The organism is Micromonospora parva, from assembly GCF_040649675.1.
GTDB classification, from domain to species: Bacteria; Actinomycetota; Actinomycetes; order Mycobacteriales; family Micromonosporaceae; genus Micromonospora; species Micromonospora parva.
Genome location: NZ_JBEZFX010000002.1, coordinates 124,328 through 150,882 on the forward strand (window position 1 = coordinate 124,328; position 26,555 = coordinate 150,882).

The following is a 26,555-nucleotide window of genomic DNA, read 5'->3' on the forward strand; positions in this document are numbered from 1 at the left end:
GCACGGCAGCGCTTCGAACTGTGGACACCTCGCCTCCGTGTTTATGATCGACGACCCCGACCGGGGCACGGAAGGCTGGCCGTTCGGCCCAGAACAAGAGGTGAGGTGCGCGACGGTGATCCGCGAGGCGTACGCCTGCTGGGTGCGCGAACCCGGCGCGGCCGAGATCCGGCCGGTGTCGCTGACCGCCCCCGGCCCCGACGAGGTGCTGGTCCGGGCCCGCTACTCCGGGGTCAGCCGGGGCACCGAGACGCTGGTCTTCACCGGTCGGGTGCCCGCCGACCAGCACGCCGCGATGCGCGCGCCCTTTCAGGAGGGTGACTTCCCCGGCCCGGTGAAGTACGGCTACCTCAGCGTGGGCGTGGTCGAACAGGGCCCGCCGGACCTGCTCGGGCGGACGGTCTTCTGCCTGCACCCGCACCAGAGCGCGTACGTCGTGCCCGCCACCGCCGTGGTGCCCGTGCCGGAGGGGGTGCCGGCGGCCCGGGCGGTGCTCGCCGGCACCGTGGAGACCGCCGTCAACGCGCTGTGGGACGCCGCGCCGCTGGTCGGTGACCGGGTCACCGTGATCGGCGCCGGCATGGTGGGCTGCTGCGTCGCGGCGCTGCTCGCCCGGTTCCCCGGCGTGCAGGTCGAACTGGTCGACACCGACGCGCGCCGGGCCGGCGTGGCCGGGGCGCTCGGTGTCGACTTCGCCGACCCGGCCGACGCCCGCGCTGACCGTGACCTGGTCGTGCACGCCAGCGCCACCGCCGCCGGCCTGCAACAGTCGCTGGACCTGCTCGCACCGGAGGGCACGGTCATCGAGCTGAGCTGGTACGGCGACCGCCCCGTGCAGGTGTCGCTGGGCGGCGCGTTCCACTCCGGTCGACTCACCGTCCGCAGCAGCCAGGTCGGCATGGTGGCACCCGCCCGACGGGGGCGGCGCAGCTACGCCGACCGCCTGGCGCTCGCCCTGGACCTGCTCGACGACCCGGCCTTCGACGCGTTGATCACCGGCGCGTCCCGGTTCGCGGAGCTGCCCGACGTGCTCGCCCGACTCAGCTCGGGTGACCTGCCCGCCCTCTGCCACCTCATCACCTACGACGACGGGGAGTGACAGTGTTCAGCGTGACCGTTCGAGACCACATGATGATCGCCCACAGTTTCCGAGGCGAGGTCTTCGGGCCCGCCCAACGCCTGCACGGCGCGACGTTCGTGGTGGACGCGACGTTCCGCCGGCCCGACCTGGACGCCGACGGGATCGTCGTGGACATCGGCCTGGCCACCGAGCAGCTGCGGGCCGTGCTGAGCGAGCTGACGTACCGCAACCTCGACGACGAGGCGGCCTTCGCCGGGGTGAACACCACCACGGAGGTGCTGGCCCGTACTGTCGCGGACCGACTGGTCGAGCGGGTGCACGCCGGTCAGCTGGGAGCGGGAGCGCGCGACCTGGCCGGCATCACGGTCACCCTGCACGAGTCGCACATCGCCTGGGCGAGCTACGAGCGGTCACTGTGACCGATGCGGGCCGGGCGGTGCACGTCGTCCTGCCCGGTGACATCGACGACCCGGCCACGCCCAGCGGCGGCAACAGCTACGACCGGCGGATCTGCGCCGGGCTGGGCGAGCGGGGCTGGTCGGTCCACGAGCACCCGGTGCCCGGCGCGTGGCCGCACCCCGAGCCGGCCGACCGGGCGACGCTGGCCGGGCTGCTCGCCGCCACGCCCGACGACGCCGTGGTGCTGCTCGACGGCCTGATCGCCTCGACCGTGCCGGACCTGCTCGCCCCGCACGCCCGTCGGCTGCGTCTGGTGGTCCTGGTGCACCTGCCGCTCGACGACGAGCCGGAGGCCCGCGCGCTGGCCACCGCCCGGGCCGTCGTCACCACCAGCGAGTGGACCCGCCGCGCCCTGCTGGCCCGGCACCCGAGGCTCGCCGAGAGGATCCGGGCCGCGCCGCCCGGGGTGCGGCCCGCGCCGCCGGCCGCCGGCTCCGCGACCGGCGACCGGTTGCTCTGCGTCGCGGCGGTCACCCACCACAAGGGGTACGACGTGCTGGTCGACGCGTTGGCCACGCTGGTCGGGCGGGAGTGGACGATGCTCTGCGCCGGGACGCTGGCCCGGGAACCGGACCTCGTGCACCGGCTGCGCGACCGGCTGACCGGGGCGGGTCTCACCGAGCGGGTGCGGCTGGCCGGCCCGCTGACCGGCGCGGCGTTGGACGACGCGTACGCCGCCGCCGACCTGCTGGTGCTGCCGTCGCGGGGCGAGACGTACGGCATGGTCGTCACCGAGGCGCTGGCCCGGGGCCTGCCGGTGGTGACCACCGAGGTGGGCGGGCTGCCGGAGGCGCTCGGCCACGCCCCCGACGGTGACCGACCGGGACTGCTGGTCCCGCCCGGCGACCCGGCGGCGTTGGCCGCCGCGCTGATCCGCTGGCTGGACGACGACGCGCTGCGCGCCCGGCTACGGCGTGCCGCGCTCGCCCGGCGCGACACCCTGACCGACTGGTCGGTGACCGCCGCGCTGCTGGCCGGCGTACTGAAGGAGGTGGCGGAATGACCGCCGAGGAGACCCTGCCGTTCGCCGACTGGCTGCGGTTGCGGGAGCCGGCCGACGCGGCGGCGCGCGCCGAGGACCTGCTGGACGCCGTCCGCGCCCGGCCGACCGCCAACGCCCCGATGGTGATCCACGACCTGGGCAGCGGCACCGGCTCGATGAGTCGTTGGCTGGCCGCCCGGCTGCCCGGGCCGCAGCACTGGGTGCTGCACGACCGGGACGCCGACCTGCTGGCCCGCGCCGCCGAGGGCATGACCGGGGTGCGAGCCGCCGACGGCGCCCCGGTGACAGTGCGGACGAGCTGCGGTGACCTCACCCGGCTGACCGCCGCCGACCTGGCCGGGGCGTCACTGGTCACCGCGTCCGCGCTGCTGGACATGCTCACCGCGGAGGACGTCGAACGGGTGGTGGCCGCCTGCGTCGGCCGGCCCGCGCTGTTCGCCATCTCGGTGACCGGGCGGGTCCGGCTCAGCCCGACCGACCCGCTCGACGAGGAGGTCGAAGCCGCGTTCAACGACCACCAGCGGCGTACCGTCGATGGCCGGCGGCTGCTCGGCCCGGATGCCGCCGCCGCCACGGTCGCCGCGTTCGCCCGGCACGGCGTCGACGTGCGGGAACGACCCAGCCCGTGGCGGCTCGGCCCGGAGCAGGCCGACCTGGCCGCCGAGTGGTTCCGAGGTTGGCTCGGGGCCGCCTGCGCGCAGCGCCCCGACCTGGCCGGCCCCGCCCAGGCGTACGCCCGCCGTCGGCTGGCCGACGCGGCCGCCGGCCGACTCACCGTGCTTGTCGACCACACCGACCTCCTCGCCGGTGGATGAACCGTTCACGCCCTGGGTACGTGGACTAGGGCAAGTGGACGATCTTCAAGGGGAGGGCCGGCGCGGATGTTCTGGGCCTGGGCACGAGTGGTCGGCGGGGTGGGTCTGCTCGCCGTCCTGCTGTGGCAGGTGGGCAGTGGCCCGTTCCTCGCCGGAGTACGACTGATCGACGCGCCGGCGTTGGCAGCGGCGCTGGTCATCGGGGTGCTCACCACGGTCTGCGCGGCGTGGCGGTGGAGCCTGGTCGCCGGCGGCCTCGGTGTCCGCCTGCCGCTGGCGACGGCGGTGGCGCACTGCTACCGGGCGGTGTTCCTCAACGCCACACTGCCCGGCGGTGTGCTCGGCGACGTGCACCGGGCGGTGCGCCACGGCCGCGACGCCGGTGACGTCAGCCGGGGAATCCGCGCGGTGGTCTGGGAACGTACCGCCGGGCAGGTGGTCCTGGTCGGCGTCGCGCTGGTGGTGCTCGCGGCCTTCCCGTCCCCGGTGCGGCCGTACCTGCCGGTCGCCGCCGCGCTCGTCGTCGCCGGCGGGCTGGTCGTCGTGCTGGCGGCCCGGGTCCTACCCAACGGCGGCGGGTCCCGCTGGGCCACGGCGCTGCGTACCGCAGTGGCGGACGTGCGGTCAGGGCTGCTGGCGCGGCGCACCTGGTTCGGTGTGCTGGTCGCCTCGGCGGTGATGGTCGCCGGTCACCTGGCCACCTTCCTGGTGGCGGCGCGCACCGCCGGATCCGACGCCCCGCTGTCCCGACTGTTGCCGTTGACGCTGCTCGCCCTGCTCGCCATGGGCCTACCGTTGAACGTGGCCGGCTTCGGGCCACGGGAGGGGGTGGCCGCGTGGGTGTTCGGCGCGGCCGGTCTCAGCGCTGCCGAGGGTGTCGCCACCGCCACCGTCTACGGTGCACTGGTGCTGGTGGCCAGCCTGCCGGGTGCCGCCGTGCTGCTGGCCCGTCGGCGTCGAACTCCGGCCGCCGCCCGGGAAGCCACCTCCGACGGCGGCTGTTGAAGTCGATGGTGAGACGGTACGCGTCGCCGGACGGCGGTGGCGCCGGACGAAGGAGTCCCATGCCCGAAGCATTGCCGGTTGCCACGATCCGCACGCAGGTCACGGTGCCGCTGGCGTTTCCCGACGGCTACTCCACGACCGCCCGGGTGTTCACCTTCAAGGGCCTGGTGGACGGTAGGGAGCATTTGGCCCTCGGCCTCGGTGACTGGGCCGGTGCCCTGGACCGGCTCGCGGTCGGGGGAGAGGCGCCGCTGGTGCGTCCGCACAGCGAGTGCCTGACCGGCGACGTGTTCGGCAGCGAACGCTGCGACTGCGGCCCCCAACTGCGCGAGGCGGTGCAGCGGATCGCCGAGACCGGTGGGTTCCTGCTCTACCTGCGGCAGGAGGGCCGTGGCATCGGCCTGTACGCCAAACTGGACGCGTACGCGTTGCAGGACGCCGGGTTGGACACCTACCAGGCCAACGTCGCGCTGGGCCGGGGCGAGGACGAGCGGGACTACACGGCCGCCGCGCAGATGCTGGCCACGTTGGGCGTGCCGCGGGTCCGACTGCTCAGCAGCAACCCGGACAAGGAAGACCAGTTGACCCGGCTGGGCGTGGACGTGGTCGAACGGATCCTCACCAGCGTCTTCCTGTCGCCGGCCAACGCCGAGTACCTGGCGGCCAAGGCGGCCAAGGCGGCGGAGATCGAGGCGGCGGACGCGCTCGCGGGTCGCACTCCTGAGCAGCCCCGATGAGTTGCCGGCCGGAGCCGACGCGGCCGTACGTGCTGCTGAGCTGCGCCGCCTCCATCGACGGGTACATCGACGACGCCACCGAGCAGCGGTTACTGCTCTCCAACGACGAGGACCTGGACCGCGTCGACGCGGTCCGCGCCAGCTGCGACGCCATCCTGGTCGGCGCCGGCACCGTCCGGCGCGACGACCCGCGGCTGCTGGTGCGCTCCCCGAGCCGTCGGGCCGAGCGGGTCGCGGCCGGTCGACAGGCCTCGCCCACCAAGGTCACGCTGACCGCCCAGGGCGACCTCGACCCGACCGCGCGCTTCTTCACCGCCGGTGATTCGGTGCGGCTCGTCTACTGCGCCACCGGCGCGCTGGAGAAGACCGAGGAGCGGGTCGGCCGACTGGCCACAGTGGTCGACGCGGGTGAGCCCGTCGACCCGGGGTGGCTGCTGAGCGACCTGGCCGCGCGGGGTGTGCGGCGGTTGATGGTGGAGGGCGGCGGGACGGTGCACGCCCAGTTCCTCGCCGCCGGTCTCGCCGACGAACTGCACCTGGTGGTCGCCCCGTTCTTCGTCGGCGACGGCCGTGCGCCCCGGTTCGTCGGCGAGGGTCGCTTCCCCTGGCACCCGGGTCGCCGCGCCCGCCTGGCCGAGGCTCGCCAGATCGGCGACGTGGTCCTGCTCCGCTACGCCCTCTCCGAGCGCTGCCCGGCCGACTGATCGGGGCCCGCGCGCTGTGCCGCCGCGCTCTGCCGCGAGCCGTCGATTGGTTATTCTGTCGACGGCGGTGCCGGTGCCCGGACAGAATCCCCGGATGTCCGTTTCGCCGCTGGCCCTTCTGCGCTGGCAGTTCGACCTGACCTGGTCGCTGTTCGAGTACCACCTCGAGCGACTCGACGCGGCTGACGCCCTCTGGGAGCCGGCCGCCCACTGCTGGTCGGTGCGGCAGGGCGTCGACGGCACCTGGGTTCCGGACTGGGCCGACACCGAACCCGACCCGGTCCCGGTGCCGACGATCGGTTGGCTCACCTGGCACGTCGGCTGGTGGTGGACCGTGGCGATGGACCATCTGCGGGGGGTGCCCGCGCCCGACCGCACGGCCGTCACCTGGCCGGGCCCGGGCGAGCCGACTGTGACCTGGCTGCGTGACCTGCGCACCGAGTGGCTGGGTCTGCTCGACCAGCTCAGCGAGCGTGACCTCGACCGCACCGCGACCTTCCCCTGGCCGGACGGGACCGACCACACCGTCACGCACACGATTGGCTGGGTCAACGCCGAGCTGATGAAGAACGTCGCGGAGATCGGCCAGCTCCGGCTGATGCGCGCGGCACAGCAGTCTCGACGGTGATGCGCGGATCCTGGTCGATAGGGTGGCGGGCGTGCCCGGACTGGTGAAGATCACTGAACACAACGTGGAAGCCGCCTGCCGGTTGCAGGTGCGACCCGACCAGGAGAAGTACTCGTCCCCGGTCGCCTGGTCCCTTGCCGAGGCGTACGCGCAGCCCGACATCGCCTGGCCACGTCTGATCGTGGAGGGTGATGAGGTCGTCGGCTTCCTGATGGGCTTCTTCGACATCGAGTGGGACCGACCGGACGACCGGCGCTCGGGCCTGTGGCGGCTGAACATCGCCGCCGAGCAACAGGGCCGGGGGTACGGCCGCTTCGCGGTGGACGCCGTTCGTGCGGAGGCCCGCAGCCGAGGGCACGACCAGATCTACACGACCTGGGAATCGGGGGAGGACGGCCCGGAGGGGTTCTATCTCACCCTCGGATTCCGTCCGACCGGGGAGACCAGCGGAGGTCAGATCGTCGCCGTCCGGTCCGTCCACTGACCAGGCGGCATCACCTCGGTTGTTCGACGGCCTGGCCGCGCTCGGCGGGCGCCACAGTGGTGCCTGCCGCCCTCATTTCGAGGGGCACCGCGTCGGACCTGTCCCGCGTAGGCTCCCAGCCGCGCAAAGACAACCTACGGGGGATCGGTCGACATGACGAAGAACAGCCTTAGCCGCCGCGCTCTGCTCTACGGCACGCCGGTGCTGGCGGGAGCTGCGGCGCTGACCGCCGCTGAGCCGGCGATGGCGGCGGGTTCCGACACCTCGGTGGTGTCGCCGAAAGACTATGGCGCGGTTGGTGACGGCGTCACGGACGACACCGCGGCTGTGCAGCGGTGCCTGTCGCAGGGCCGGGCCGTGGACTTCGGCGGCCCGGGCAACGTCTACCTGATCACGAACACGCTCACGGTCTACCAGGCCACGCCGCAGATATTGCGAGGCCACGGTGCCACCATCAAGGCGGGTGCCGCAGTCAACCTGATGCGTCTGGGCAGGGCGCGCCACTCGCTCGACGGCCTCAACTTCGACGGAACAAGCCAGCCGGGTGGCGTCGGTGTGATCATCGAGGGTGACGCTCAGTACAGCTCCATCGTCAACTGTCGGTTCACGAACATCGGCGGCTCCGGCGTGTCCGTCTCTTCGGGCGCGCACCATGTCACAGTCGCCGGCTGCTTCTTCGACCACTGCGGGCACGGCTCCACGGTGGCCGACAACAACTATCGCAGCTCGATCTACGTCGCCGATGCCGACTTCTGCGTTGTCACCGACAACCGCGTCCTCAATTGCAACTGGGGCATCATCTTCCGCGGCGATTCGGCCGCGGTTGGCATCAACTTCTATACCTGTCAGTCCAACGTCATCACCGCGGTCAGTCCGCCCGTTGCGATTTCGCAGGGCATCTCGAACCGCTACGGCCGCAACGGCAAGATTGCCGGCAACACGGTCATCGGCTTCGACGACAACAGCATCGACTGCTGGGGTTGTAACACGACCATCATCGCCGGCAACAGCACCAAGGGCGGCAAGGACGGCGTCTTCGTCGGCGACCCGTCCAGCTCCAACATCGTCGTCAACGGCAACACCTTCAACGGGCCCCAGCGCGGGGTGCGAGTTTTCAGCCAGGAGACGGTGACTCCAGCCCTGGTCATCGGGGTCACCATCGTCGGCAACACCATCACCCAGCCCACCGACGGCGGCGTCCTGATCTCCCGGAACAACCTCTCCCAGGTCACCGGGATCACAGTGTCCGACAACGACATCCACGTAACGGGCGCCGGCAGCTACGGAGTGAAGGTGGTCAACGCCGAGTTGGTGCGCGTGCTGGGAAACCGGATCTACCGACCGCTCCAGCAGGGCATCCACCTGAGCGGCGTCGACATCACCGAGGTCGCGCACAACACGGTTTCCGACGCCGGTTACCAGACGCCCAACACCTACAGCGCCATCGACATTGTCGGCTCGAACCGAGTCACCGCCCGCGACAACGTCGCCTACGGCAATGCGAAGCATGCGGTCGCGATCAACAGCGGGGTGGGTATGACGGTCACCGGCACACGATGGCGCTCGCTGGGTGCCGGCGGCATCAGCAACGGGGCGACCGGCACCGTACTCGCCGACAACGTTCAGTTTTGACGTGACGCCGCCGCCCGAGCGCGGCGACGTGCTCCGGCGGTCGGTAGGTCAACCGCCGCGCTGAGCGGTGCAAGCTGTCGCGCCGATCTCCCGCCGTCCCGCGGACGTCAACCGTCCTGACGGCTGCGACTGCGACTGACCGAGTGATCAGCACCGCTGCGGGGGCTGCGTACGATGCGGGATCGAGTTCCCCTCGTCGCGGCGGAGGTATCGGGCAATGGCAGGCCAGCACGAGGGTTTCGCACTCGGTGTCGACCTCGGTACGTCCAACACGGTCGCGGTGCTGCGCTGGCCGGACGGGCGGACCCGTCCGCTGCTGATGGACGGTCAACCACTCAGTCCGTCCGCCGTCTACGCCGACCAGGACGGCACCCTGCACAGCGGCTGGGACGCCCGCCGGTTGGCGCAGACCGACCCGGGCCGGTTCGAGGCGAACCCGAAGCGTCGGGTGGACGAGCCGACCGTGCGGCTCGGCGACAACGCGTACCCGCCGGCCGAGCTGCTCGCCGCGGTGCTGGCGTCGGTCGCGCGGGCCGCGGTGGGCGCGGTGGGCTTCCTGCCCCCGGCCGTGGTCACCTGCCCGGCCGCCTGGGACGCGACGCGGCGGCAGGTCCTCGCCGACGCGCTGCTGCGGGCGGGTTGGCCGCAGGCGGCCGAGCACACCCTCGCCGGGCCGACCCCGCCGGGCACCCGTTTGCTGCGGGAGCCGGTGGCCGCCGCCCGCTACTACACGCAGGTGCTGCACCGTCCGGTGCCGGTCGGCGGGGCCATCGCGGTGTTCGACTTCGGTGGCGGGACGCTCGACGTCGCGGTGCTGCGCAACGAGGGCGCGGACCCCTGGGGCGACTCCGGCTTCAGCGTGGTCGCCGACGGCGGCCTGCCCGACCTGGGCGGCCTGGACCTCGACGCCGCGCTGGTACGGCGGGTCGGTGAGCTGGTCGGTGAGCGGCACGCCGCGCAGTGGGCCCGGCTCACCCGACCGGCGGATCCGGCGCAGCGCCGCGACCAGATCCGGCTCTGGGACGAGGTACGAGGCGCGAAGGAGACCCTGTCCCGGTCCGTTGTCGCGCCGGTCGCGGTGCCGGGAGTGGCCGAGCCGATCCAGCTGACCCGGGCGGACGTCGAACGGGTGGCCACGCCGCTGCTGCGGCGGGCGGTGCAGCGGGCCCGGGAGGTCATCGCCGCCGCCGGTCTGCGCCCCGACCAGCTCGCCGGGCTGTTCATCGTGGGCGGGTCGTCGCGGATCCCGCTGGTGGCCCGGATGCTGCACGCCGAGCTGGGGATCGCGCCGACGGTGCTGGACCAGCCCGAGTTGCCGGTGGCCGAGGGTGCCCTGACCGACCTGCCACTGCGCAAGCCGCTACCCGCCCCGGCGTACGCGGGACCACCAGTGGCCCCACCCGCGCCAGCTCCGGTGAGCCCGCCCGCCCCGGCCGCAGCACCCGCGCCGGTCGCACCGTCGCAGCCCTGGCCGGGATCCACCCCGCCGGTGGGCCCGCCCCCCGGGCCGGGCCTGGCCGGCGCGACCCCGACCTCGAGCGGCGGCGGGACCCGCTGGCGGCGGGCACGCTGGGTGGTGCTCGGCGCGGTGCTGGCGGTGGCCGGGGTGGCCACCGCGGCGACGCTCTACCTGACCCGGGACCGCTACCCGGACCTGGAGTTCGCCTCGCTGCGCGAACTGTCCCGGCTCTCGGCCGGCGCCGAACGTCCGACCGACATGTGGACGGCGGTGCTCGACGATCGGGCCTACCTCGCGTTCCCGCTGCCCGACGACCGGCTGGAGGTGGTGGCCGTCGACGCGGGCACCGGTCGCGAGGTGTGGCGCGAGCAGACCGACGTGCGCGCCGACGACTGGGAGGCGGTCATCGCCGTCCCCGGGGCGGTCGTGGTCCTCGCCGACGCGCCCGGCGACAGCACCCCCCGACCGATGGCCGTCCTCGACGGTCGGACCGGCGAGCAGCGCTGGCAGCGCGTTCTCCGTGGCGACGACGACGTCTACGTCGCCGACGACACGGCGGTGCTGGTCGACCGGGCCGCTGACGAACTGGTCGGCCTGCGCCTGACCGACGGCGCGACGAAGTGGACCCGAGCCAACCCCCGCGACCGGTACGCCGGTGGCCGTACCGTGGTCCGGCCGGTGGGCACCGACGCGGCGGCGGGCGGACCGGCCTTCCTCGACGGCACGCCCCGCGACCCGTGGACGGGCAAGGGGCGGCGACTCGTGCAGGTGGGCGCGGACCGGTCGGTGCGGCTGCTCGACATGGCATCCGGCGCGGTGCTGCGCCAGTGGGGCAGCGTCGCCGACCTCGACGACCTGGTGGTCGCCCACGAGGACCGCCTGTACGTGGCCGCCAACGAGGGCGGCTACCAGCTGCTCGCCTACGACCTGGGTTCCGACGCCGAACCGGTGGTGCTGCACCGCTCCGGGAACGACGAGTACCGCCCGACGGAGCTGGTCGCCTGCGGTCCCCGACGGGCCTGCCTGGTGCAGGTGCCCAACAGTGACGCCACGCGCACCGAGGTGGTGGCGGCCACCGAGGGTGAGCGTGCGATCCAGTGGTCGGCGCCGGGCGTGACCGGCCTGGTCCCGTTGGGTGAGCAACTGCTCGCCCAACGGGAGTCCCCGGAGCCGAGCGTCACCATCTTCGACGCCGCCGGCAAGCCGGTGCTGCGGGACCGGGGCGGGGTGGCGGTCCGCCTCGACGAGGGCAACCTGCTGGTCTTCGCCAAGGCGCCCAGCGTGGTGGTGGCCAACCGGGTGCTGGCCGGCGTGTGGGCCGAGTCCGGGAAGGTCGACGAGTTGGGCGAGCTGCAGGACGTACGCAGCTCGTCCTGCTCGTGGAACACCCACCTGATCGCCTGTGGCGCGGAGAAGGACTTCGTGCTGTACCGCTTCACCACCGACTGACGTCAGCGCCCCACCGGCCGGCTCGTACGATGCTCCGGTGAATCTTCGAGGTACGGTCCGCGCCGATCGTCCGTTGGTGGTGCTCGCCGTCGGGGAGGAGGCCCGCTACCTGCCGCCCGAGCTGCCGGTCCTGCTCACCGGCATGGGCAAGGTGAACGCCGCCAGCGCGGTGGCCGCGGTGCTGGCCGCCGGGCCGCGCCCGGCCCTGCTGCTCAACCTGGGTACGGCCGGGGCGTTGCGTCCCGGGTTGGCCGGCATCCACGAGATCGCCACCGTCCTCCAGCACGACCTGGACACCGAGCTGCTGCGCACGCTCACCGGCGAGACGTACGGGGCGCCGCTGTCGCTGGCCGCCGAGGGCGCGGTGCTGGCCACCGGTGACACCTTCGTGGCCGACGACGAGCAGCGGGACCGGTTGGCGCAGCGCGCCGACCTGGTCGACATGGAGGGGTACGCGGTGGCCTGGGCCGCCGCGCAGGCCGGTGTGCCGTGCCGGCTGGTCAAGCAGGTCAGCGACGAGGCGGGGGAGGGCGCGGCCCGGACCTGGCAGGAGTCGGTGGACGCGTGCGCCCGCGACCTCGCCGAGTGGGCCGCTCGACACGTCGGCTGAGCGTGCCGGGTCAGTCGTCGGGTTGCCGCACCCGCAGGCCCGGCGTGGTCTCCCGGGCGGCTCCGGGCAGCAGGATGTGCGCCGCCAGCCCGAGCGCGACGCTCGTGGTGACCAGCAGCGGTGGCCAGCGGCCGGCCCACGGCAGCGTCAGCAGCGGGAGGATGAGGCAGAGCATTCGCCGCCACGGCACGAGCATGGACACCAGCAGGGTGAACAGGACGCGGCCGATCACGAACAGGGCCGGACCGCCCATGATCAGTAGCAGCCATCCCACCGGTGTCGTACCGGTCGGCCGGGCGACGACCAGGTCGAACGAGGCCGCCGTGCCGACCACCCCGGCCAACATCACCAGATGGGTGTACGGCGCCACCCGTGCCGGGCGGCCAGCCCTCGCCCCGGCCTCCAGCAGTTCGCCGGCGCGAAAGACGTAGATCTGCCAGAGCAGCAGCATGACCGCGAACGCGCAGAACAGCGCGGCGACCCGGAGCCCGGTGAACTCTCCCCGACTCACCTGCAGGGTGGGCACCAGGATGATGTCGCCGAGGGCCAGGATGACGAACTGCTGGTACCGCTCGCCCAGATGAGCGGTGGTCCGCTCGTACTGGTCGAAGGGCACCCGGCCCAGCCCGGGCGTGGGGTAGCGGGCCGCCGCGGAGACCAGGTCGATCGCGATGGCGATGCTCCAGAGGGTCCAGTTCACCGTGTCGAACAGCGCGCCGGCGATCCAGAAGACGCCGGACACCAGGAACCAGAACAGGAACCGGGTGGCGCGGATCTCGGCCAACCGGTGCCGCTGTTGGTGCAGGCTGGTGATCAGGATGAAGCCGCGAATCACGTGCGTGCCGACGTACGCGACGGCGAAGACCAGCGCGTGCCCGCTGGCGATCTTGGGCAGCGACGCGCCCATCCCCACCGACCCGACCATGGCGACCATCAGGATGGCCTGGATGGGACGCTGCTGCGGGTCGTAGAACTCGGTGGTGGTGGCGGTGACCGACCAGGTCCACCAGATCGCGGTCAGCATCAGCAGGACCATCGTGGCGGTGGACCAGGTGTGGCGTTCCGCGAGCAGGGTCGAGGTTAGTGCGAGCGAGGCCACGAAGACCACGTCGAAGAGCAGCTCCAGCAGTGTGGCCCGGGTCGACCCGTCCGGACGGCGTACCAGCGCCCCGGTGCCTCCGGTGGTCATGCCGGGCCTCCCGCCGTTTCTTCCGAAAATTATCGGCGGTGTCGACACGGCTCGTCCCCGGATCGGCGATTCCCGCCGCTCACCGAGGGACGCCCGGAGGTTGGCACGGCGGACGCCCGCGCCCGGGACCTCGCCGAGGCGCCGGTGGGCACGTCGGTCGATGGCGCGCCGTCATTCGTCGGGCTTGCGCGTCCACAGGCCCGGTGTGGTCTCCCGTGCCGCTCCGGGAATCAGGATGTGACCGGCCAACCCGAGCGCCACGATCGAGGCCACCAGCAACGGCGGCCAGCCGCCGGCCCACGGCAGCACCAGCAGCGGCAGCAGTTGCCAGGCGACGCGCCGCCACGGCATGACCCACGACACCGCCATGGTGAACAGCACGCGACCGACCACGAACAGCGTTGGGCCGGTGATGATCAGCACGAGCCACGGCACCGGCGTCGTTCCGGTCGGCCTGCTGACGACCAGGTCGAACGTGGCGGCAGTGCTGACCACGCCGGCCAGCATGACCAGATGGGTGAACGGGGCCAACCGGGTGGCGCGGCTCCCCTTGGACCCGGCTGCCACCAACAACTCGCCAGCGCGGAAGACGTAGATCTGCCAGAGCAGCAGCATGACGGCGAAGGCGCAGAGCAGGGAGGCGAGCCGGAGGTGGTCGAGATGGCCCCGGCTGACCTGCAGCGTCGGCACCAGGATGATGTCGCCGAGGGCCAGGATGATGAACTGCTGGTACCGCTCGCCGAGGTGCTCGGTGGTCCGGCCGTACTGGGTGAGTGGCACCTTGCCCAGCCGGGGCGTGGGGTAGCGGGCCGCCCCGGCGACCAGGTCGATCGTTATGGCGATCCCCCAGAGCGCCCAGTTCGGAGTTTCTGACAGCGCGCCGGTGATCCAGAAGACGCTGGACACCGTGAACCAGAAGAGAAACCGGGTGGCCCGCTCCCTGGCCGTCTGGTGCCGCTGCCGGTGCAGGGCGGTGACCAGGATGATGCAGCGAATGACGTGCGTGCCGACGTACGAGGCCACGAAGAGCAGTTGGTGCCCGATGGTGACCATCGGCAGCGATGCCGCCATCGCCACCGACCCGACCATCGCAAGCATCAGGATGGCCTGGATCGGGCGTTGCTGCGGATCGTAGAACTCGGTGGTGGTCGCGGTGACCGACCACGTCCACCAGACGGCGGTCAGCATCAGCAGCAGCTTGGCGCCGCCGGCCCACGAGAGCTCTTCGGAAAACAGTTTCGACGTCAGGGCGAGGGCGGCCACGAAGACCACGTCGAAGAGCAGCTCCAGCAGCGTGGCCCGGGTCGACCCGTCCAGCCGGCGTACCAGCGTCGCATTCCCTTCGGTGGTCATGCCTGGCCTCCCGCCGCGTCTCCCGAGGATTATCGGTGCCCTGGCACGGGCCGTCCTCCGGATCGGTGATTCCCGCTGGTCGGGGAAGAGGGCGGGCGGAGCTTGCCACGGTGCGAGCGTCGCGCGATGCTGCACTGCATCCATCAATCTCGATCTCTTCGGAGGTTCGGATGCGTCGCTCCCCACTGGCCGCCCTCGCCCTGACCATCCTGCTGCTCCTCGCACCCGGCGCGGCGCAGGCCGCCGTCCCCGACCGGGCCGCCGCGCCCACCACCGACCCGGCGGCCCTGCTGAGCGGGGTACGCACCGCGGGCACCGCCTGGGGCCTCGACCCCGCCACCGGCCGGATGACCCTCACCGTCGACGACACCGTGACCCCCCGCGACCTGCGCGCACTGCGGACGGTGGCCGATCGGGCCGGCGCGCTGCTGCGCCGTGAACCCGGAACGCTGCGCCCGCTGATCGCCGGCGGGCAGGGCATCTACGGCGGCGGCGCGCGCTGCTCGCTCGGCGCGAACGCACGCAGCGGCAGCACCTACTACGTGATCACCGCCGGGCACTGCACCGCGGCTGCCGCCACCTGGTACGCCGACAGCGCCCAGAGCACCGTGCTCGGCACCCGCACCGCCACCAGTTACCCCACCAACGACTACGGGCTGATCCGCTACACCGGTCGGATCGCCCACCCGAGCGCCGTCTACACCTACCCCGGCCTGCTGACCATCAACGGCCCCGGCAACGCGTACATCGGTCAGGCGGTGTGCCGCAGCGGCAGCACCACCGGGGTGCGCTGCGGCACGGTCACCGGTCTCAACCAGACCGTCAACTACGCCACCGGCGTGATCTACGGCCTGATCCGCACCAACATCTGCGCCGAGCCGGGGGACAGCGGCGGACCGCTCTACGTGGCCGCCACCGGCACCATCCTCGGCATCCTCTCCGGCGGCACCGGCAACTGCACGGCCGGCGGCACCACCTACTACCAGCCGATCGCGGAGGTGCTGGCCACGTACGGCCTGACGCTGCCCTGACCGCGGGACACCGCTTGCCCGTCCCGCGCGCGACACCTAGGCTCGGCGACGCCCAGCACCCCGCCGCGAGGACGTGTGCCCGATGCCGACCGACCCCCGACCTGACCAGGCGAGTGTGCCGGCCGGCTACCCGTCGGTGGAGGTGGCCGCGGTGGGGGAGACGATGGTGGTGCTCTGCCCCGCGCCGGGCGAGCCGCTGGAGCACGCCGAGCGGGTCGCCGTCTCGGTCGGCGGCGCCGAGTCCAACGTGGCCGGTTACCTGGCCCGCCTGGGACACCTGACGACCTGGGTGAGCCGGGTCGGCGACGACCCCTTCGGTCGGGCTGTCGTGCGGCACGTCGCCGCCGCCGGTGTCCGCGTCGACCAGGTGTGCGTGGACCCGGCCGCCCCCACCGGCCTGTACGTCAAGGACCCGGGCCCGCAGGGGACCGCCGTGCACTACTACCGGGCCGGGTCGGCGGCCACCCGGATGGACCCGGCCACGCTGGCCGACCCGGCGCTGGCCGGTGCCCGGGTGCTGCACCTGTCCGGGATCACCCCGGCGCTGTCCGCGTCCTGCCGGGCGCTTGTCGAGCACGCGGTGACCGACCGGCCGTTGCCGGCGGCACGGGTCAGCTTCGACGTCAACCACCGTGCCCGGTTGTGGTCCGCCGAGCAGGCCGCGCCGGTGCTGCGTGACCTCGCCAACCGCTGCGACCTCGTCTTCGTCGGGCAGGACGAGGCGGAGACTCTCTGGGGCGTCACCGACCCGACGGCCGTGCGTGAGGTGCTGCCCGCTCCGGAGACGGTGGTGGTCAAGGACGGCGCGGTCGGCGCCACCGCGCTGGTCCGCGACGCCGAACCGGTCTTCGTGCCCGCTCCCCGGGTGACGGTGGTGGAGCCGGTCGGTGCCGGCGACGCCTTCGCCGCCGGCTACCTGGCCGGGCTGCTGCGCGGCCTCGACCCCGTGCGGCGGTTGCGCCTCGGCCACCTGATGGCGGCGCAGGCGTTGACCAGCAGCGCCGACAACGCCCCGGTCCCGCCGTGGGCCTGGTTCGAGAAGCTGATCGACGCCCCGGCCGACGCCTGGTCGCCGCTCGACCTGACCGACCTGGGGGCGACGACCTGAGTCGGGCCGCCGGGTGGCGCCCCGGCCAGCAGCAACACTGTCACCGCGACCTCGGATGGAGTGTTCCATGACCACACCGGACTTCGACCACATCTTCGGCGGCGCCCGGGTGATGGCGATCCTGCGCGGCCTTCCGGTCGCCGAGACCGTTCGGCTCGCCGAGCGGGCCTGGGACCTCGGCATCGACGTGGTGGAGGTTCCGGTGGCCACCGCCGACGCGGTGCCGGCGCTGCGGGCCGCCGTCGCGGCGGGGGCCGAACGCGACCGGATCGTCGGTGCCGGCACCGTGCTCGACGTCGACCAGGTCGCCGCGGCGGCCGACGCGGGCGCCCGGTTCACCGTCGCGCCCGGCCTGGACCTCACGGTCGCCGACGCCGCCGCCGCGCGTGGCCTGCCGCACCTGCCCGGTGTGGCCACCCCCACCGAGGCCCAGCAGGCACTGCGGCACGGCCTCACCTGGCTCAAGGCGTTCCCCGCGATCTCCCTCGGGCCGGCCTGGTTCAAGGCCATGGCCGGTCCGTTGCCGCAGTTGCGTTTCGTCGCCACCGGTGGCCTCGACGCGGGCAACGCCGGCCCGTTCCTGCACGCGGGCGTCCGCGTGGTGGCCGTCGGCTCCGCCCTCTCCGACACCACCCAACTGGACGCCCTCGCCAAGCTGACCCGCACCACCCCCTAACCCCCCCGCTCCGTCCCCCCGTCCCCCCGTCCCCCCGTCCCCCCGCCCCCCGCCCCGCCCTCGCCACCCCTTCCTCCGCCGTCGATCTTGCACTTGTGGTTGTCGATTGGGTCTGATTCAGGGCTTTGGTCGGCGCAGAAAGTGCAAGATCGACGGCACGAGGGCGGGGCGGGGGCCGGGGCGGGGCAGGGTGGCGGGTTTGTGCCATGACGTAACTGCGTCGGGGTGTGGGGGTGCGGTCGGGGCGGGTGTTACGTCGATGCTGTGGTGCGTACCACTTCTCGACACAAAGAGGTCACCGTGGCTCTGTCTCACCGGCGTCGCCGATCCGGGCTGATCGCCCTTGGCGCCGCCCTCACCCTGGCGGCCGGGTTCACCCCACCCGGCGCGGGAGCGGCCGCCGCCCCGCCGAACCACCCCGACCGCCCGGCGGGCCTGCCCCCGGCCGCCGCCGGGCGCGCGTCCACCGTCACCCTGATCACCGGTGACACGGTCACTGTCACCACCGCGGCGGACGGCAGCACGGTGTCGACAGTGCGCCGACCGGACGGCAGCACCCCGAGCTTCCACCGCACCGTGCGCGACGGCGACACCTACGTCTACCCGGACGCCGCGCTGTCCTACGTCACCAGCGGCCTGCTGGACCGGCAACTGTTCAACGTCACCGACCTCATCGCCGACGGCTACGACGACGCGCACACCGACGCGCTCCCGCTGATCGTCACGATGACCGACGCGGCGGCCCGCAACCGCACCCGGCCCGCACTGGACGGCGCCGAGCTGGTCCGACCGTTGGACAGCGTGCAGGGCGCGGCGCTGACCCGCCAACGCGCCACCGCCGACCGGTTCTGGACCGCGCTCACCGCCGGCTCGACCCGACGTACGGGCGACGCCCCGACCCTGGCCAACGGCATCGCGAAGGTCTGGTTGGACGGCCGGGTGCACGCCGACCTGGCCGAGTCCACCGCGCAGATCGGCGCGCCGACGCTGTGGGCCGAGGGCAACACCGCCGCCGGTGTCGACGTCGCGGTGCTCGACTCGGGGGCGGACGCCGAACACCCGGACCTCCTCGGCCAGATCGCCGAGTCCAGCAGCTTCGTGCCGTCGGAGCCCGACATCCTCGACTACAAGGGCCACGGCACGCACGTCGCCTCGACGATCGCCGGCACCGGCGCCGCGTCCGGTGGCGCCGAGCGGGGTGTTGCCCCCGGTGCCCGGCTGCACATCGGCAAGGTGCTCAACAGCGAGGGCAGCGGGCAGGATTCCTGGATCATCGCCGGCATGGAGTGGGCGGCCCGGGAGCAGAAGGCCCGGGTGGTCAGCATGAGCCTGGGTGGCGAGTCCACCGACGGCAGCGACCCGATGAGCCAGGCGGTCGACCGGCTCAGCGCCGAGACCGGCGCCCTCTTCGTGATCGCCGCCGGCAACAGCGGCCCGGCCACGATCGGCAGCCCGGGTGCCGCGAACTCGGCGCTCACCGTCGGCGCCGTCGACGCCACCGACCACCTCGCCGACTTCTCCAGCCAGGGCCCACGCGCCGGCGACGGCGGGCTCAAGCCCGAGATCACCGCCCCCGGCGTGGACATCCTGGCCGCCCGCTCGCATTTGGTGCGGGGCGGCTCCGGTGACTACACGCTGATGAGCGGCACGTCGATGGCCACCCCACACGTGGCCGGCACGGCCGCGCTGGTCGCCGCCGCGCACCCGGACTGGACCGGTCAGCGCATCAAGGAAGCGCTGGTCAGCACGGTCAAGGCCACCCCCGGGTACACCCCGTACCAGGCGGGTGCCGGTCGGGTCGACGCGGTGGCCGCCGCGCACGCCACCGTCTTCGCCACCCCGAGCGCGTACTCCGGCTTCCAGGCGTGGCCGCAGCAGCCGGGCATGACCGTCGACCGCACCGTCACCTACACCAATGTCGGCGGCACGCCGGTCGCGCTCAAGCTGGCCCTCGACGCGGCCACGGCGCCGACCGGTCTGTTCGCGCTCTCCGCCGACCGGGTCACCGTGCCGGCCGGCGGCACCGCCACCGTGACGGTCACCGCCGCGTACGACAAGCTGCCGGTGGAGAAGCAGGTCAGCGGCATGATCGTCGCCACCGACGGCGCCGGTGCGGTGCGTGGCCGCACCCTGATCGGGGCCGGCAAGGAGGGCCAGCGGCAGAACCTGACGCTGGTCGCCAAGGACCGGGACGGCAAGCCGCTCGTCGGCAAGGTCATCCTCACCGCCGACACCCTGTTCACCGCCGTGGACCTGCCCGAGAGCGGCACTGCGACGCTGCGGCTGCCGGTGGCGAGCTGGAACGGTTGGATCTCCGCGGACGTGCGCGGTGTGCACGGGCCGCACTCCAAGGGCATGGCGATGCTCAGCTTCACCGACGTCAACCTGAACACCGACCGCACCGTCACCCTGGACGCGCGTGCCGCCCGGCAGGTGCAGGCCCGGGTACCGCAGGAGGCCACCGCCAGTGCGCTGCGGATGGACATCCACCGGTCCACGAAGAACGGTCTCACCGAGAGTCAGGTGCTGCCCGACGACTCGTACGACAGCATGTGGGCGTTGCCGACGAGCCGTCCGGTCACCGACGGCGAGTTCGAGTTCGGCGCCCGGTGGCGGCTGGAGCAGCCGGCGTTGACCGTCTCGGCGGGCGGTCGCTCGTACGACGATCTGTTGGTGAAGCGGGCCACCCCGGCGCTGCCGGCCGGTCGTCGTCAGCTGGACGCGGTCTATGTCGCCGACGCGTCGGCGGCGGGGCTGGCCAATCGGCCGGTGCGGGACCGGGCCGTGGTGGTGCGCCGCAGTGACAGCGTCGACATCGCCACCCAGGCGCGGGCCGCCGCGGCGGCCGGGGCGAAGCTGCTGCTCGTGGTGAACGACGGTGTCGGTCGGCTGCAGCCCTGGGACGAGTTCGCGTGGAGCCCGGAGAGCCCGGCCCCGGTGACAGTGGCCACGCTCGGCGCGGACGAGGGTGGGCAGCTCATCGCCGCGCTGCGGCGCGGCGCGGTGCGGCTCACCGTCGAGTCGCACCCGGAGACCACCTACCTGTACGACGTGGCGCACCACTGGTCCGGCACAGTGCCGGCCGACCCCACCTACCGGCCCACGAAGCGGCAGTTGGCCCGGGTCGACGTGGAGTTCCGCAACTACCGGCAGGGCAAGGCGTTGGAGTTCCGCACCGACGTCTGGCGCGGTTGGGCGTCGAGCAACCAGGAGCCGGCCCCGGCGCAGGGCCGGCGGACCGACTGGGTGAGCGCCGACCAGCGGTGGATCGACGACGCGTTCATCGCCGGCGAGACCGGTCAGCACCTGCAGGCGGTGACGACCTACCCGGCGGGCAAGCCGAGCGCCGTCACCTGGTTCGGGCCGATCCAGCGACCCCGGATGGGTGGCGGCTACGTGCCGGTCCGATACCTGGACACCGTCTACCTGCCCGCACCCGGGTGGGGCGACGGAGGCGGTCACATCGGTGAGGCGTACGCCAACTACGACATGGTCAACCGGACCACCCTCTACCAGGGTGACCAGGAGCTGAACTGGGGCAACGCCGAGTACCTCCAGGTCTCCGGGCTGGCGTCTCAGCGGCTGCCGTACCGGCTGGTGGTGGAGAACGACCGGGCCGCCTGGAGCAACCCGTACTCCCGGCAGACCCGCACCGAGTGGGGCTTCACCTCGGCGGTGACGGGGGAGGAGTCGGCCGAGGTGCTGCCGATGATCCAGCTGGACTACCAGGTGGACATCGACGCCGCCGGCCGGGCGGCGCGGCGGGCACCCTTGACCGTGGTCGCCTCCCACCTGCCCGACGTCAGCGGCACTGTCGGCGCGGTGACGGTGGAGGTGTCCTACGACGACGGGGCGAGCTGGCAGAAGCAGCGGCTGACCCGGCACGGCGACGGCTGGCGTACCTCGCTGGCCGCACCGGCGACGGCCGGCTTCGTGAGCCTGCGCACCACCGCGCGCGACGCCGCCGGCAACACCGTGAGCCAGCGCATCACCAGGGCGTTCGGCCTGCGCTGACGCCACTGTGGCCGGCCGTCGCCGGGGCGCCTCGGGCACCCCGGGCGGCGGCCGGTGCCGTCAGTCCCGCTCCTGCGTCAGCTGCTCCCAGTCGGTGACGACCGGTAGCAGCTCCCCGGCCAGCCAGGCGCGGCTCTGGTCGTCGTGGTGCGGGTCGCCGGGCACCCCGCACGCGCCCAGCGGGACCACCCACCGGCTGTCGCTGCGGCGGGCCAGGTCCCAGACGAAGCGCGCCGCCGGCCCCCGCAGGCACCAGTGGGTGACCCCGGGCACGCTGGAGGTGGCCAGCACGCAGTCGTGGTCACCGTCGAGCCGGGGACCGGGCCCGGCGTCCGCGCCGGGCAGCGCCCGCCACAGCGCCAACCGGTGCAGGTCACCCCAGGGCACCTGCCCGGCGGCCGCGTCGCCGGCCTCCTCGGCCGCCGCGCTCACCAGCGCGCCGATGTCCACACCGGGCGGCGGGGTCGCGCCGAGCAGATGCTCCAGCGCGTAACCGACCCGCGGCGTCAGCGCCAGCCAGGGCGCGAACACCTCGGGGTACGCGGGCGGCTCGGCCAGCGCGGCCAGCGCCGGGTGGGCGGCGAGCCGGCGGACGACAGCCGCCCGCAGGATGGCGTAGGCGGCCGCGTCCGTGCTGTCGGCGGCCATCCGGCGATCCCAGGACAGCAGCCGGTCGCGCAGCGCGGCGGCGGCCGGGCCGAGCCCCGTCGACTCGGCGAGGACGGCCAGCAGCGGCCCGGCCGCGCCCAGGTACGTGTCGGTGTGCACAGCGGCCATCTCGTCGGCCGTCCACGTCGCCCGGGCGTCGAGCAGTTCGGTGATGCGGTGCGCCCGGTGCGGTGCGGCGAACTCCACCCCGAGCGGGGCCGCCAACCCGCGCTCGTTGGCCATCACCGCCCGACCGGCCACCTCGGCGCGGGGCATCGGCGCGTGCCAGCCCTGCCAGGCGTGCGCGGCGTCCCACCCGGGGACCACCCGCCGGCCGTTCTCCGGGTGCCGTACCGGCACCGCCCCGGCGACCCGGTGCAGCAGCCCTCCGGCGGTGTCCGCCGCCTGCACCACGTTGACCGGCTCCACCCAGTGCCGCAGCGCGTGATCCACGTCGGCCACCGTGCGGGCGCGCAGCAGCTCCGGCAGCGTCGCGAAACCGCTGTCACCCCGGACCCGGGGCGGGTAGCGCAGGCTGAGCGCCGTCTCGTCGTCGGGCCCACCGGCGATCACCGGACCACGATCGGTCTCCACCACCTCGACCTCGACCGGGTCGGCCCCGGCCACCTCGATCGTCTCGACGTGCCGGTGCGCCGGTCGCCAGCCGTCCGGGCCGAGCGCCTGCACCCGCAGGCCGTCGCGGCGCAGCCGCTCCGCGTACACGTCCTGGTAGTCGGCCATCGCGTTGGTGATCGCCCAGGCCACCTCGCCGGTGTGCCCGAAGTGGGCGATGCCCGGCACGCCCGGCACCGCCAGCCCGATGACGTCGTACTCCGGGCAGGCCAACCGGATCTGCTGGTAGACACCGGGATCCTCAAGGAACCGGTGCGGGTCACCGGCGAGCAGCGCGGCCCCGGTGCCGGTGCGCTCGGCGGCGAGCAGCCACCCGTTGCTGCCGGCCACGGCCGGACCGTCGGTGGCGAACAGGTCGACCCAGTCCGGCCCGAGCCGCTGCGCGACGTGCTCGCGCCAGAGCTTGCCCGGGAACCCGGCGAACAGGATGTGGTGGCCCAGCCACACCGCGAGCGGTGTCCACGGCTCCCACCGGCCGGGGCGAAGCCCGGTGGCGGCGAACTCCGGCGACCGGGCAGCCCCGGCGGCGAGAGCGGCGTTGACGCCGTCCACGTAGGCGCCCACCCACTCGGCGGTCGCCTTGTCCAGCGCCGCGTGGCAGCGGCGGGCGGTGTCGTCGAGCCGGACCTGCCGGACGAACCGGTCCCAACCGAGCGCGTCCGGGCCGAGGAACGCCGCGCTGGTGCCCCGGGCCCGGTGCCGTTCCACCTCGATCTGCCAGGCCCGGTCGTACGCGGTCACCCGACCCTGCGCCGCCGCCAGGGCGAGCGGGTCGTCGGCCCGCAGGTGCGGCACCCCCCACGGGTCGCGGAAACGTTCTGTGCTCACGCCGGCTCCGGGGCCAGGGTGGTGGCCCGGCGTCGGGCCGCCGGGACGACCAGCGGGGTGCCCGTCTCCGGGTCGTCGATGACCCGACAGGGCAGACCGAACACCTCCGCCACCAGGTCGGCGGTGACCACCGACGACGGCTCCCCGGCGGCCACCACCCGCCCGTCGCGCATCGCGATCAGGTGGGTGGCGTAGCGGGCGGCGTGGTTCAGGTCGTGCAGCACCGCGACCAGGGTGCGTCCCTGCTCCTCGTGCAGCCGGGCGCAGAGGTCCAGGATCTCGATCTGGTGGGCGATGTCGAGGTACGTGGTCGGCTCGTCGAGCAGCAGCAGCGGCGTCTGCTGCGCCAGCGCCATGGCGATCCACACCCGCTGCCGCTGCCCGCCGGACAGCTCGTCCACCGCCCGGTCGGCGAGGTCGTCGACACCGGTCGCGGCCATCGACTCCTCGACCACCCGTTCGTCCTCGCGTGACCACTGCCGCAGCAGCCCCTGGTGGGGGTAACGGCCCCGGGCGACCAACTCGGCGACGCTGATGCCGTCCGGCGCGATCGACGACTGCGGCAGCAGACCGAGCGTCCGAGCCACGGTGCGGGCCGGCAGGTCGTGGATGTTGCGGCCGTCCAGCAGCACCGCACCAGCGCTGGGACGCAGCATCCGCGACAGTGCGCGAAGCAGCGTCGACTTGCCGCACGCGTTCGGGCCGATGATCACCGTGAAGGAGCTGTCGGGCACCGCCACGGTCAGGTTCTCGGCGATGGTGCGCTGGTCGTAGGCGAGGGTCAGCGCGGTGCCGCCGAGCCGGGAATCGCCGGGTCGCATGGGTGCTCCTTCGAGGGTGTCGCGGGTCTTCACAGCCGGCCCGCCCGGCGTTCCACGGCCAGCAGCCAGACCAGGTAACCGCCGCCGATGACGCCGGTCACCACGCCGACCGGCAGTTGGTGCCCGTCGAACGCGCGTTGGGCCAGCAGGTCGGCGCCGGCCAGCAGCGCCGCGCCGACGGTCATCGACGGGACCAGGTTCGGGCCCGGTGCCCGGGTCAGCCGTTTCGCCACGTGCGGGGCGACCAGCGCCACGAAGGACACCGGCCCGGCGGCGGCCGCCGCGAACGAGACCAGCAGCACGGCGGCGGCGAGCAGCGCCAGGCGCAGTCGGCGTACCGGCACGCCCAGCGCGCTGGCCGCGTCGTCGCCCAGCTCCATCATCCGCAGCGCCGGGGCGCAGCCGACGAGCACCAGCGGCGCCAGCACGACCAGGACGGCGAGCAGCGGCCCGGCGTTGGCCCAGCCCCGCCCGTCCAGACTGCCGGTGAGCCAGAGCACCGCGCGGGCGGCGTCCATCAGGGGCGCCCGGGTCAGCAGGTAGCCGTTGACGCCGGTCAGGATCGCGGCCACCCCGATGCCGACCAGGATGAGCCGGTAGCCGTGCACTCCGCGCCGCCAGGCCAGCGCGTAGATCAGCAGGCCGGTGCCGAGCCCACCGGCAACCGCCGCGCCGGCCAACGCCAGGCTGCTGCCGCCCAGGACGACCACCACCAGCGCGCCGGTCGACGCGCCCTGGGTGAAGCCCAGGATGTCCGGGCTGCCCAGCGGGTTGCGGACCAGGGACTGGAACACCGTGCCGGCCAGCGCCAGCGCCGCACCGACCAACAGTGCGGTGACCAGCCGGGGCAGGCGCAGGTCGTACACGATGAACTGTTCCGCCACGGTGCCGCCGCCGGTCAGCGTGCGCAGCACGTCCGCCGGCCCCATCGGGTAGTCGCCGCTGCCCAGGGCCACCAGGCCGAACCCGGCCGCGAGCAACGCCGCACCGGCACCGACGCCCAACGCGCGGGGCCGGAACCGCACCGACAACCCCCCAGGGGTACGGATGACGCTCATGGTTGGGCCACCCGTCGGCGGGTGACCAGCCACAGGAAGAGCGGACCGCCCAGCACGGCGGTCACCATGCCGACCTGGAGTTCTCCCGGTCGACCCAGTACGCGGCCGAGCACGTCGGCGCCGAGCAGCAGCGCGGGCGCGAGCACCGCGCAGTACGGCAGCAGCCAGCGTAGGTCCGGGCCGGTCAGGGCGCGAACCAGGTGCGGCACCAGCAGCCCGACGAAGACGATGGGGCCGCACGCGGCGGTCGCGGCGCCGCAGAGCAGGGTGACCGCGACGATCACGGCGGCGCGGATGAGCGCGGGTCGAGCGCCGAGGGCGCGCGCCGCGTCGTCGCCGAGCGCGAGCGCGTTCAGCGGGCGGGCGGCACCGAGCGCGACCAGCAGCCCGATCACGATGAACGGCAGCACCCGGGTGACGGTCGCCGGGTCCGCGCTGGCCAGCGAACCGACCGTCCAGAAGCGCAGCCGCTCCAGCGACGCGGTGTCCAGCAGCATCACCGCGCTCACGTAGGAGTAGAGGGTGGCGTTGAGCGCCGCCCCGGCCAGCGCCAGCCGGGCCGGGGTGGCGCCCCGTCCGCCGCCGACGGCGTAGACGAGCGCGGTCACCGTCGCCGCGCCGAGCAGCGCGAACCAGACGTACCCGCCGACGGCGGTGACGCCCAGGAACGCGGCGGCGGTGGCGACGGCCGCGGAGGCACCGGCGTTGATGCCGAGCAGCCCGGGGTCGGCGAGCGGGTTGCGGGTGAGGGCCTGCATGATCGCGCCCGCCACACCGAGGGCGGCACCGGCCAGCAGCCCGAGCAGGGTGCGGGGGAGGCGCATCCGGTGCACCACCGCGTACTCGGCGGCGTCGCGGTGCAGCAACCCGGACCAGGCGTCGGCGAGCGGCATGGCCTTCGCGCCGACCGCGATGCTGAGCACCACGATCACCGCGAGCAGTGCCACGGCGGCGACCAGTCCGCCGGCGCGGGCCGCTCGGCGACCACGCCGGCTCGGGGGTGCGACAGCGCCCCGGGTCGACACGGACGGTGTCGGCCGGGTGGCGGTGGGTGTGGCGTCCAGTGTGGGCTCCGGGGTGGTGGCGAAACGGCGAACCGCTGTTGACAATGACCGAGGTTAGGCTAACCT

At 73.5% G+C, this 26,555-nt stretch carries 22 protein-coding genes; 16 read left to right on the forward strand and 6 right to left on the reverse strand.

The genetic code is table 11. The features are described 5' to 3' along the window. Positions 1-115: 115 nt before the first annotated feature. The 12 genes from AB0C03_RS05815 (at position 116) to AB0C03_RS05870 (ending at position 12,066) form a co-directional block, all read left to right on the forward strand. The gene (locus AB0C03_RS05815) at positions 116-1,099 is read left to right on the forward strand and encodes a zinc-dependent alcohol dehydrogenase (protein WP_030335536.1); all 984 of its coding nucleotides are present in this window, start codon (positions 116-118) and stop codon (positions 1,097-1,099) included. A 2-nt stretch (positions 1,100-1,101) separates the two neighbouring features. Next, positions 1,102-1,500, forward strand: coding sequence for a 6-pyruvoyl trahydropterin synthase family protein (locus AB0C03_RS05820; protein WP_030335538.1), 399 nt, complete (start codon positions 1,102-1,104; stop codon positions 1,498-1,500). Next, positions 1,497-2,543 (forward strand): glycosyltransferase family 4 protein, encoded by a 1,047-nt coding sequence (locus tag AB0C03_RS05825; protein ID WP_210866227.1) that lies wholly within the window; start codon positions 1,497-1,499, stop codon positions 2,541-2,543. The genes AB0C03_RS05820 and AB0C03_RS05825 overlap by 4 nt, the downstream gene beginning before the upstream one ends. Beyond that, positions 2,540-3,358 (forward strand): class I SAM-dependent methyltransferase, encoded by an 819-nt coding sequence (locus AB0C03_RS05830; RefSeq protein ID WP_030335542.1) that lies wholly within the window; start codon positions 2,540-2,542, stop codon positions 3,356-3,358. Before AB0C03_RS05825 ends, AB0C03_RS05830 begins: the two co-directional genes overlap by 4 nt. A 66-nt stretch (positions 3,359-3,424) precedes the next feature. Beyond that, positions 3,425-4,363, forward strand: a complete 939-nt coding sequence (locus AB0C03_RS05835) for a lysylphosphatidylglycerol synthase transmembrane domain-containing protein (protein ID WP_036412151.1) — start codon at positions 3,425-3,427, stop codon at positions 4,361-4,363. Between the two features lie 59 nt (positions 4,364-4,422). Continuing rightward, positions 4,423-5,100: a GTP cyclohydrolase II gene (locus AB0C03_RS05840; protein ID WP_030335546.1), complete on the forward strand. Its 678-nt coding sequence runs from the start codon at positions 4,423-4,425 to the stop codon at positions 5,098-5,100. Further along, complete coding sequence (locus tag AB0C03_RS05845; RefSeq protein WP_030335549.1) at positions 5,097-5,804, forward strand: RibD family protein; 708 nt, start codon at positions 5,097-5,099, stop codon at positions 5,802-5,804. Before AB0C03_RS05840 ends, AB0C03_RS05845 begins: the two co-directional genes overlap by 4 nt. Positions 5,805-5,898: 94 nt before the next feature. After that, positions 5,899-6,432 (forward strand): DinB family protein, encoded by a 534-nt coding sequence (locus tag AB0C03_RS05850; RefSeq protein ID WP_210861054.1) that lies wholly within the window; start codon positions 5,899-5,901, stop codon positions 6,430-6,432. 31 nt (positions 6,433-6,463) lie between these two features. After that, the gene (locus AB0C03_RS05855) at positions 6,464-6,916 is read left to right on the forward strand and encodes a GNAT family N-acetyltransferase (RefSeq protein ID WP_210866230.1); all 453 of its coding nucleotides are present in this window, start codon (positions 6,464-6,466) and stop codon (positions 6,914-6,916) included. 153 nt (positions 6,917-7,069) lie between these two features. Next, a complete protein-coding gene (locus AB0C03_RS05860) occupies positions 7,070-8,548 on the forward strand; it encodes a right-handed parallel beta-helix repeat-containing protein (RefSeq protein WP_030335555.1) in 1,479 nt (492 codons plus the stop codon). 217 nt (positions 8,549-8,765) lie between these two features. Continuing rightward, a complete protein-coding gene (locus AB0C03_RS05865; protein WP_357634750.1) occupies positions 8,766-11,456 on the forward strand; it encodes an Hsp70 family protein in 2,691 nt (896 codons plus the stop codon). A 37-nt stretch (positions 11,457-11,493) separates the two neighbouring features. After that, positions 11,494-12,066 carry a nucleosidase gene (locus tag AB0C03_RS05870; protein WP_030335558.1) on the forward strand — a complete coding sequence of 191 codons (573 nt, stop codon included), beginning with the start codon at positions 11,494-11,496 and terminating at the stop codon, positions 12,064-12,066. Positions 12,067-12,076: 10 nt separating this feature from the next. On the opposite strand, the gene AB0C03_RS05875 is transcribed toward AB0C03_RS05870, so the two are convergent. Both AB0C03_RS05875 and AB0C03_RS05880 read right to left on the reverse strand, forming a co-directional pair. After that, complete coding sequence (locus AB0C03_RS05875; RefSeq protein WP_051708741.1) at positions 12,077-13,255, reverse strand: low temperature requirement protein A; 1,179 nt, start codon at positions 13,253-13,255, stop codon at positions 12,077-12,079. Between the two features lie 171 nt (positions 13,256-13,426). Next, the gene (locus AB0C03_RS05880; protein WP_357634755.1) at positions 13,427-14,608 is read right to left on the reverse strand and encodes a low temperature requirement protein A; all 1,182 of its coding nucleotides are present in this window, start codon (positions 14,606-14,608) and stop codon (positions 13,427-13,429) included. Positions 14,609-14,778: 170 nt separating this feature from the next. Here AB0C03_RS05880 and AB0C03_RS05885 point away from each other — a divergent pair, with 170 nt between their 5' ends. The 4 genes from AB0C03_RS05885 (at position 14,779) to AB0C03_RS05900 (ending at position 21,437) form a co-directional block, all read left to right on the forward strand. Beyond that, entirely contained in the window at positions 14,779-15,639 is an 861-nt protein-coding gene (locus AB0C03_RS05885) for a S1 family peptidase (RefSeq protein ID WP_357634757.1), read from the forward strand. Between the two features lie 82 nt (positions 15,640-15,721). Beyond that, the gene (locus tag AB0C03_RS05890) at positions 15,722-16,747 is read left to right on the forward strand and encodes a sugar kinase (RefSeq protein ID WP_030335563.1); all 1,026 of its coding nucleotides are present in this window, start codon (positions 15,722-15,724) and stop codon (positions 16,745-16,747) included. A 67-nt stretch (positions 16,748-16,814) separates the two neighbouring features. Further along, positions 16,815-17,423 (forward strand): bifunctional 4-hydroxy-2-oxoglutarate aldolase/2-dehydro-3-deoxy-phosphogluconate aldolase, encoded by a 609-nt coding sequence (locus AB0C03_RS05895; protein ID WP_030335564.1) that lies wholly within the window; start codon positions 16,815-16,817, stop codon positions 17,421-17,423. A 300-nt stretch (positions 17,424-17,723) separates the two neighbouring features. Beyond that, the gene (locus AB0C03_RS05900) at positions 17,724-21,437 is read left to right on the forward strand and encodes a S8 family serine peptidase (RefSeq protein ID WP_357634761.1); all 3,714 of its coding nucleotides are present in this window, start codon (positions 17,724-17,726) and stop codon (positions 21,435-21,437) included. Between the two features lie 60 nt (positions 21,438-21,497). Here the strand turns inward: AB0C03_RS05900 and AB0C03_RS05905 are convergent, their stop codons facing one another. From AB0C03_RS05905 to AB0C03_RS05920, 4 genes are read right to left on the reverse strand one after another with little or no spacing between them, the layout of a single operon-like run. Further along, the gene (locus tag AB0C03_RS05905) at positions 21,498-23,546 is read right to left on the reverse strand and encodes a penicillin acylase family protein (RefSeq protein WP_357634764.1); all 2,049 of its coding nucleotides are present in this window, start codon (positions 23,544-23,546) and stop codon (positions 21,498-21,500) included. Then, on the reverse strand, positions 23,543-24,367 hold the full coding sequence (locus AB0C03_RS05910) for an ABC transporter ATP-binding protein (RefSeq protein WP_030327346.1): 825 nt from the start codon (positions 24,365-24,367) through the stop codon (positions 23,543-23,545). Before AB0C03_RS05910 ends, AB0C03_RS05905 begins: the two co-directional genes overlap by 4 nt. 29 nt (positions 24,368-24,396) lie before the next feature. After that, positions 24,397-25,425 (reverse strand): FecCD family ABC transporter permease, encoded by a 1,029-nt coding sequence (locus tag AB0C03_RS05915; protein ID WP_030327348.1) that lies wholly within the window; start codon positions 25,423-25,425, stop codon positions 24,397-24,399. After that, positions 25,422-26,534 (reverse strand): FecCD family ABC transporter permease, encoded by a 1,113-nt coding sequence (locus AB0C03_RS05920; protein ID WP_400446331.1) that lies wholly within the window; start codon positions 26,532-26,534, stop codon positions 25,422-25,424. The genes AB0C03_RS05915 and AB0C03_RS05920 overlap by 4 nt, the downstream gene beginning before the upstream one ends. Between the last annotated feature and the right edge of the window lie 21 nt (positions 26,535-26,555).